This is a genomic window from Paenibacillus sp. yr247 (assembly GCF_900103825.1).
Taxonomy (GTDB): Bacteria; Bacillota; Bacilli; order Paenibacillales; family NBRC-103111; genus Paenibacillus_E.
Window position 1 is genome coordinate 1 of record NZ_FNIF01000057.1, and the last position, 8,580, is coordinate 8,580.

An 8,580-nucleotide genomic window follows, 5' to 3' on the forward strand; every position below is an offset into this window, starting at 1 on the left:
AGCAACGTTTCAAGAAAGTGATGACTTTAGAGAAAAGTCGAAGCAACGTTACAAGATAGAAGCGAAAAATAGTGAATTAAAACATAGGCACGGGTTGGATGTAGCGGCATCCTCGGGTCTAATCGGCATGGAGATACAAGCAGCCATTGCAATATTTGCAGTAAATTTGAAGCGAATATTGAAATTGAATGATTAAAATCCAACAAATAAAGATGTAAGAGATAAGAAAAAAGACGGCTCAAGACCATTGAAAAATGGAAATGAGTCGTCTTTTTGTGTAGAGAATTTAGGGATCCTGAAAAACAGTGAGTTCTTCAGTGGCCTCCCGTTGCGTTTGCTGGCTTTTTGCACTTCAAAACATATGTCAGCTCTACAATTCCGTGATGTCTTTTGTTTATCATCTTGGGGAGAGCTGTTTCAGAAGGAGCTGCCAATATCATTCACGAAATATTTGCTACAAATACGACTGGACCGGGCGTGCCTGTTGTTACCGATTTTATTTGTACGCTAACGCCTAAACTTTATCTCATTCCCGGAATAGACAAGAACATTATCCCATTCCCGACGGAGGGCAGTGAGGAGGTGAGGTCAATTGTAATCAGAACTTGCTCGTTAAACTAAACCAGCTAGAAACTTGTTCACACATGCGATTATCGCTACTTTGTGAGGTTTTCTTTCGGCCATTTTTTTGTCCGGACGTGCCGAAATGTAACTGATGGACAATGTACCATCTTTGCTACATATGTGTAGCTCCTTTACTTCACAAGACGTCTTAAAACGTTGCTGTACTTAACCAACGACTTGTAGGATTGCGAATCTGACATTAGCGTTAAACTAACGGGCAGATTTCTTCAATAATTACGACGACTACGTATTTAATAATAAAAAGGTTATGACGTATTGTATGCCGAATTAACTTCCATAAAAAATTGATTTCAAAACAAGACACGACACTTAGAGAAGGAGAACTTTTCATTGAATTCATCTGAACAGCATAAAACCATTGCCAAAACAGTTGTAAAGGCATTTGGTGGAACCCCCAATGTGATCCGATATTATGACGATAACAACGAGAGTTCTGTTGAGGTTTTATCCTGTGCGGATAGACCTTGGAATGATGTGGTTTCTTATTCAACCATGCGGTTGTCAGATCATTCCATTGATTTGTCGGCAGATGATGTACCTTTACGTGTGGAGCTTCTCGGAGCATGCAACAAGGAGTTTGATTTGTTTCCAAATATCCTTGCAACCTGTGCCTTCAATGTCATTAAAACCAATTTCCCTTGTCACCCTGGAGCAATCTATCCAAATGTAGTCCGTTTCTATATGCCTGAAAGCCCGTTAAAGGACATCATGCTGGTTTCACCGTTTCTTTGGGATGATAAACTATCAAGCATTCATTTCTCAGACAAGACGGTTACATGGCTGATGGTTGTACCGATTTCAGAGGCAGAAAGTAAGTACGCCAAAGAACACGGAACAGACGCTTTAGAGGAAATGTTCGAAAGACACCAGATAAAGGTGTTTGATTTAATGAGAACATCAATTGTCCGCTAATTCCAATAAACAACCCAGTAATTATTAAGCTAACGGATAACGATAACACAATAAATTACCAAAACAGGCTACCGCAGATTTATTCTCGGTAGCCTGTTCCGCTGACGGGCAGGATATTTAAATAACTCGATTTCCTAAGGGAGAAAAAGGATATAAATTGAATTTCACGAATATTATTGACCAAGATTACTTAGCTGATTTTATAAACGACTAAATGAGTACTTAATTTAATAACGTTATCCTGATTGGAGGCGGTAAATTTTGAATACTCGTATCAATCCTAAAGACGGAGCAACCCTCCTTTGGGTTCCGTCTGGAACGTTCATGATGGGAAGCACCGAATTTGAAGTGCGTCAACTCTGGGATAAGAATAAATGGCATGAAGAATGGATTGATTTACAAGTTGGGGGTAAGGATTGGGTCGAGGAGTTATTTCCACATGAAGTCGAGATCGACGGGTTTTGGATTTATCGTGATTTAGTAACAATCGGTCAATATTATTTTTTCATGCAAGACACTGGATACCCTGCACCGGTTGACGATACGATACACGGTTCTTGGAACAGTGCATGGCAGAATGGAAAACCTGTTGCTGGAACAGAAAATCTCCCCCTTAGTTCTGCTTCTTGGGAAGATGCAATGGCGTATTGTCAATGGGCGGGAGTACGACTGCCATTTGAAGCAGAATGGGAGTATGTGGCTAGAGGACCTGAAGGCAGAATCTTCCCTTGGGGAGATATATGGGAACTAAATGCATGCCGTTGCGGTGACTATGTAGCCAACAAATCATTCCAGTCTAATGACGAATGGAGATTATGGTTAATCGGTAGAGGAAGAAACTGGAACGGTAGGCACCCAGCCTCTTCTTGGCTTGGACAACACGTGGCTCAAGTTGAAGGGCCGACAATTGTAGAATTTTATCCAAGGGATATAACTTGGTGTAGTGTCCGTGGCATGGCAGGACAGGTACGGGAATGGTGTGTAGATTGGTACGATCCAGATTACTATACTCGAAGCCAACGAAAGAACCCACAGGGGCCGGAACAGCATGGAAGTCGTCCTGGACATGAGCCATGTAGAGTATTGAGAGGTGGTTCTTGGTCTAGTCCAGCATATACAAGTAGGGGAGCTCAACGGTTGTTCTATCTACCAGATAGACGCGATACTAACGACCATGGATTCAGACCAGTTTGTAATTAATAACCTAAAAAATCATTAATCAATTACCGGGAACATGAAAAGTATGTGTGTTTAAAGTGCGTACTTGATTAAACTAACAGAAACTATAGTAATAAAAGCATGAAAAGTCTTTAAAGAATTAGGAGGCATTATTGATGCTAAGATGCTCATGGTGTATGAAGAAAATCAAAGAAGATAGGCCCTGCTACGGTCTAAATGTCAAGTTTGCTTCAGGAGTTGATTTTGACGAGAAAGATGGAAGAATAATTTCATTATATTTAAAAACTAGAAAAACAAGTGTTCCTTTAATAATTGTGGACGATGATTCAGAAGCAAAAAGAAATGGACAGGATGGGATCTTTGTAGTTTGTAGTGAGAACTGTGCGACTAAGATGGAAGAAACAGTTACAAAAGAATTAGAGCTATTTTCAGGTGAAAGCAGTATGGTACGTTTATAAAACAAGCGACTCTAAAAAATAAACTAACAGATCGATAATTGAACCAATAACACAGATGGGCTGCCGCCAATAAATCCGGCAGCCTATTCAGCTAAAGGGCAGGATAATTTAATTTACTTCACGAATACCTCAGTTATATAAAAGACTTAGCAATTATTAATGAAACAAATATAACCCGAAAATAAAGCTCTTTAATAAACCATAAGGATGAACGATTATGAGTACTTGGAGAAGAAAGGGATTGGAATTATTCTATGATATAAGATTTAGTTTCGTAGGTAAGGATGACACAGTTTATTCATTAATATTTGAACTTAGACGCAGGGTTATTAAATCCCATTTGAATAATGATAACGTAGATCTTGATAAGATCTATAATTTCGCTGAATGGTGTTTTTATCAATATCGAAGAAGTAACTATTTAAATAATGCTATATGTGTTGGGTTTTATGAACATTTAGTTGACAATGAAATTACTCGGAGAGAAATACCTTACAGAGTTAAACCGGATATTTTCGAGAGCGTTAAAACTTTATTTGAATGGATGTTACGAAAAAATAAGGGGCTCTATGAAGAATTAGTTGAAGAATATAATAGAATTAATAACACTGATTTTGTTAATTAATTCGAAGAAGGCTTGTCCTTCATATTACCGAGGGATTTCGGATCGCTATATCATTAAACTAACGGGAAACGATAGTGCAACACTTATGATTGTCTTGGTAGCTTATTCCTCTATGAAAAACAAGAGTTGTGTAACAAACACTATAAGGCTGCCGAGGGACCCGTCGGCAGCTTTATTACGCGAGTGGGCAGTTCTATGCCGGTACAAACCGCAGGTACTCGAAGTAAATAACCATGAACACGTCAACAACAAAGTTAGTATGTTTATGGAAGACACCGGAAGATCTTAGGGCGTCTATTGGGTGCACGAAAATGTATTATAGCTGCTGCAGCAGTAAAGGTGCGATTAATTGGCGGAACACATCTGCAGGGTACTGTTCTTTTTTTCGTTTATCATTGGTTAGAACAACAACGGTCTTAAGACTAGGGACGATATGAATATATTGTCCTCCATATCCACGGGCGTAATAGTACTCCACAGAATGAGTGGACGAATCGTTTTGAGCAACAGGGTATGAATCAGTCCACCAATGCCAGCCATAGTAGCCACGGCGAGGAGCTTCCACGAGGATTGCGGATTGTACCGAACGTGCGACCAGTTCCTGTGAAATGAGCTGTTTGTTATCCCATTTTCCTTGCTGCAAATATAGCTGCCCGAACTTCAGCATATCTGAGGGGCGAAGCCAAAGTCCAAATCCACCTGTATGAATACCTTGAGGGTCAATTTCCCACTTATAGGATTCAATTTCAAGAAGCCCAAACAAATATAACTCAGCAAAGCGGGCAGTTGTCATACCCGTTGCTTGTACCAAGATGGCAGACAATAATTGTGAAACCCCTGAATTGTATTCCATTCTAGCTCCAGGAGAATCCGATAAGGGCTGTTCCAAAACAAAATTCACCCAATTGGGTGATCTAGTCATACGCGGGAAGGAATTCTGTCCACCAAACTCAGTCCAGTCAAATCCGGCAGACATCGTCAACAGATGCTGAAGTGTAATTTCCTGCTTGCGGGAATCACGGGACAAAGCAAGCTGGGGGAAAAATACGGATATGGGTGTCATTGGTGGCGGCAGCAATCCCTTATCAATTGCGATACAAATCAGCGAAGCTAGGACACTTTTGGTGCAGGAGTTGATCCTTGCTATTGCTGTTGCCGTTTGAGGATCTCTATAGTGTTCAAAGGTAAGCTGGCCTTGCTGAATTATTAAACAACTTCTCAAATCCAGTGGTGCAATAGCAGTAAATAATGATGACAAATTCATAATAGCCTTCCTTTTACTGTCATAGATGTAAGCCATTCAGATTCACCATGTATCATAGCATTTGCGGTATCTGTATGACAAAAACGGCGGAAAGACTAAACATACACCGATGATCAATAAATGAGATTTATATAAAACACTAAAGGATAAAGTAATGCGCGTCGTGTTGCCAGGTTGTATAGGCTGCCTTCTCCGCTAACGGGCAGAAGAGTTGAAAAAACAATCATAAATTAAGTTAAAAGGGGGAGTTTCAGCATTAAGTATAGAAAATATAAAGGGATGTAAAAAACAGTAGAGTTGTTGAACTTGAAAGTTGTAAATCTGTTATTTGGGGAGTATGACTGAATTGGGTAAGATGCGATTTATGGTGTACTATGCGGTCAACCAGGCTTTCGTTATTTTTGTTGTATATACAATACTTTATTCACTTACGTTAGGACTCTTTGGCCTTGGTAAGATGCTTGGAGGTGTAAGCACAGAAATTTACAACGCCAAGCTCGAACATCTTCAATCATTAAAGTGGTATAGAAACATACTGTTTATTATCGTCTTGGTGGTCAACTTCATTGCAATTAGGAAATTAAGGGAGCTCAAGCCTTACTTATTGTACTGCCTATTATTACCGATCCTTATTGCTTTGGGAATCATTATCTTCATTGTCTTGGCTCAGTCTTTGATGTAGGGGCGAGGGATTTGAAATCATTTTCGTCATTGAGAGCAAAGCTTATACGAGTTATTTTCGCAATTATTGTCTCGGTTACTTTTTCTTAAGATACATGAACAATTTCGCGAACCTTGACTTTATATGGCATTTCATCATTCCTTGGTATTTGTGCCATTATACTGACAAAAGCATCCAAATCTGCTATCACCCTCGTTATGTTGTTATTAATGGTAGCCATATTAATTCTAGCTGGTGCCGAATTAGTAGGTATAATTAAGGGGAATCGTCCCTTTTATCAACTGATCCGGAGGTTGCGACGGGTTCGTGATGAGAATTGATCTGTTCGTTGTTGAACAAATGATACAGCGTGACGAAACGTCATTCAACTAATGAAGAACGTTAGTTCAGACAAACCAGAGAGCAGATCGCCGCTGCAACTGCTCTTTTTATCATTAAGGTATTGGGTAGTTTAGTGTAACAATAATTGATCTTTATACGTCTATTTTATCAAGTCATGAATTAAAAAAGGGCTCAGAGATGAAGTATAAATTACTTATTATCGCCTTTATCTTCGTTGGATGTTTTGGCAAAGCGAATAACGAGAATCCTTCGCACAACAAAACCAGCAATGTTGAAATGGTGATAGGGGAAGAGACATGAGGTGCATCATGAACAAGAAAGCGTTAAGCATCATTTTCCTTGTCATTGGCGGCCTTGCGCTGCTGCCTTATCCTTTCTTGATGATTGGGAACATCATGCAGATTGCTGGGGTTCGATCGGGCGGCGAGAGCGCCCTGTTATTATTCGTCGTATTCGCTTTCGTGATCGTGTCCAGCTTGTATTTGAGTACGTATTTGGTGTGTTTGATTCTCGCTATCGTCAAGCGGAAGCAAGGAATCTTACTGATTTCGGCCATTCCACTTTTTCACCTTCTCTTGGTTTTTGCGTTGCTTTTGGTTTGGTTCTTATTTGAATAGGAAAATCAGAAGGAGTGTGAAAAGGATGGCTATATCATGGAGTTGCAGAGGCGGGTCGGGGCGCGGCCACTTATCATGGCGGGGTCTTGCGACAGAAGATTTAAACTCCCATGAAAATAAAAAACTACAGTCACTGAAAAAGACAATAGTAAAGAAGACGCAGCTCATCCATTTTTAAAAAAGCTGGAGCGCCCGAAATAAAGAGGTATTGGTTTCTTTAAAGAAGAATTAGGAGACTTCTGAAATGGTCACAGAATAACCTAAGTTTTCTAGTCGTCGAAGTGCGTACTTTACAATAGATTGTTGCTTTTATTTGTCAAAATAATCTTCACCTAAGTCTACGTACATTTCCTTACGAGTTAAAAGATAGAAGGCAATTCTTAACATTGCATGCCTTCATGTTTCTAGGGGACTACCACCACTATCTGATTCTTTCGTTCACCACTTCTATGAGATGTGAAATCCTGCGAACTAGCGAGCATACGTAAGAAAATCTCATCATTCTGAGGGAGGAATGAAAGGGCATAGACCCGCCCCGATATGGGAGTGAAAACCTCCAGGGGCGGCGTGGAGAATGCGTGCAATATATTGGAATAATATGGGATTTAAATCATTCTCAGTATTTACTTGCGCCTTCATGTTGCTCAGGTCTATTACGAGGTCCCTCTTCCAATCTTTCCATGCTTCTAGCAAGGGTGAAATCCTACGAAAAAGCGAGCATTCGTGAGAAAACTATATCGTACCGAGGGAGTTCAATAAAACAGCGGCAGTCTAGGACTTTATTTTCTCGCCCATGGCTGCCGCTGTTTCTTTTATTGGGGTCAGTTCTAATACTTATTTCACAAAAGGGAACAGATCTGGCTGCTAAATAGGGTTCGATATCGGCATCGATAGGTAGCCTGCTTAAACTTGGGGAATTGCTCTCTTAGCGTTTCGATCGCCGATTCCGGCATCTTTGAGCGCCTAAACATTCCATGCAATCTGACAAACATATTTCTTTTTCTCTTTGTGGAAATTGATTACACATACGAATGCAAAATCGGTTACAGGATATTGGAGCACGTATTGATCTACCTTGATCGCGAGTTCTCGCTGAGGTTTTCTTTTTCATTTCCCGCCTCATCTTGTTACATTTTCCGGCACAACCGCATGAACATGCCATATCCATATACCCCTTTCAATTATTCGTAATTTATTTATCGAGTTTGAACTCTATTACATTTCTATTCCGAGAGTGAGAGAATTGATAGAGTCAATCAGCGGAGGCTATTCGTCCAGTTTTATAGCGGGAAGCGGCTCGGAAGGTTGCTAAAGGGCAATTATGACAATCAGATTCAATTAACATAGACGATAGTTCAAAAGCCGGCCACCGCAACCGGCTTAGAATACGCATATATTTGTGTCGTCCGACAACAGAAGTGTAGGATGACAAGAACATATATTCTTTGCCATAGTGTAGTTCAACGCATAATATTTAACATGGCAGGTCGGTAGCCTGTTGAGCTATTCCAGCTAATAGCTTGTCAATATTTAATTATTAATGGCGGATTCATGAAGTGGTATACTTAAAAAAGTGCATGGGAAAGAACCGTCCCATAAAGCACGGAAAGACATTCCATATATTTCTATTTCTTGCTGCTTACTCTAAACGGAACGCTTCCTTAGTAGTCAAGATGGCAAAAATCCAGTGGATGAGTTATTCACACAAGCAATTATCGCTACTTTGAACAGCTTTCCTTCAGCACGCTTCTTATCATAATAAGCTCTTAGTTTTTTATTTCTATTACTACGAATACCACATCGTACAGCTTGATATAGGGCAGTACGAAGCCTCCTGGAACGTGCTTAGTTATTTT

8 protein-coding genes and 1 pseudogene are annotated in these 8,580 nt (G+C 40.0%); 7 read left to right on the plus strand and 2 right to left on the minus strand.

The window, feature by feature from the left end; genetic code table 11:
- The 5 genes from BLT91_RS29855 to BLT91_RS29875 form a co-directional block, all read left to right on the plus strand.
- A partial coding sequence (locus BLT91_RS29855) for a transposase (protein WP_175532378.1) occupies positions 1-196 on the plus strand: 196 nt, incomplete at its 5' end.
- Positions 197-975: 779 nt separating this feature from the next.
- A complete protein-coding gene (locus BLT91_RS29860) occupies positions 976-1,557 on the plus strand; it encodes a suppressor of fused domain protein (protein ID WP_090827839.1) in 582 nt (193 codons plus the stop codon).
- Positions 1,558-1,818: 261 nt separating this feature from the next.
- Positions 1,819-2,757: a formylglycine-generating enzyme family protein gene (locus tag BLT91_RS29865; RefSeq protein ID WP_141225121.1), complete on the plus strand. Its 939-nt coding sequence runs from the start codon at positions 1,819-1,821 to the stop codon at positions 2,755-2,757.
- Between the two features lie 155 nt (positions 2,758-2,912).
- Complete coding sequence (locus tag BLT91_RS29870; RefSeq protein WP_254777208.1) at positions 2,913-3,194, plus strand: hypothetical protein; 282 nt, start codon at positions 2,913-2,915, stop codon at positions 3,192-3,194.
- A gap of 217 nt (positions 3,195-3,411) precedes the next feature.
- Entirely contained in the window at positions 3,412-3,819 is a 408-nt protein-coding gene (locus BLT91_RS29875) for a DUF7674 family protein (protein ID WP_090827842.1), read from the plus strand.
- A gap of 316 nt (positions 3,820-4,135) precedes the next feature.
- On the opposite strand, the gene BLT91_RS29880 is transcribed toward BLT91_RS29875, so the two are convergent.
- Positions 4,136-5,083, minus strand: a complete 948-nt coding sequence (locus BLT91_RS29880) for a serine hydrolase domain-containing protein (RefSeq protein ID WP_090827844.1) — start codon at positions 5,081-5,083, stop codon at positions 4,136-4,138.
- A 346-nt stretch (positions 5,084-5,429) separates the two neighbouring features.
- On the opposite strand from BLT91_RS29880, the gene BLT91_RS29885 reads away from it, so the two are divergent.
- Both BLT91_RS29885 and BLT91_RS29890 read left to right on the plus strand, forming a co-directional pair.
- A complete protein-coding gene (locus BLT91_RS29885; RefSeq protein WP_090827846.1) occupies positions 5,430-5,765 on the plus strand; it encodes a hypothetical protein in 336 nt (111 codons plus the stop codon).
- A gap of 650 nt (positions 5,766-6,415) precedes the next feature.
- Positions 6,416-6,724, plus strand: coding sequence for a hypothetical protein (locus BLT91_RS29890; protein ID WP_141225122.1), 309 nt, complete (start codon positions 6,416-6,418; stop codon positions 6,722-6,724).
- A gap of 1,639 nt (positions 6,725-8,363) precedes the next feature.
- Here the strand turns inward: BLT91_RS29890 and BLT91_RS29905 are convergent.
- Positions 8,364-8,563, minus strand: a pseudogene (locus BLT91_RS29905) (IS110 family transposase); the annotation flags it as partial.
- Positions 8,564-8,580: the final 17 nt, after the last annotated feature.

Bases quoted from the DNA above. Each gene is read 5' to 3' on its own strand.
- BLT91_RS29880 (WP_090827844.1), bottom strand. From the start codon at position 5,083: ATGAATTTGTCATCATTATTTACTGCTATTGCACCACTGGATTTGAGA.
- BLT91_RS29875 (WP_090827842.1), top strand. From the start codon at position 3,412: ATGAGTACTTGGAGAAGAAAGGGATTGGAATTATTCTATGATATAAGA.
- BLT91_RS29890 (WP_141225122.1), top strand. From the start codon at position 6,416: ATGAACAAGAAAGCGTTAAGCATCATTTTCCTTGTCATTGGCGGCCTT.
- BLT91_RS29870 (WP_254777208.1), top strand. From the start codon at position 2,913: ATGAAGAAAATCAAAGAAGATAGGCCCTGCTACGGTCTAAATGTCAAG.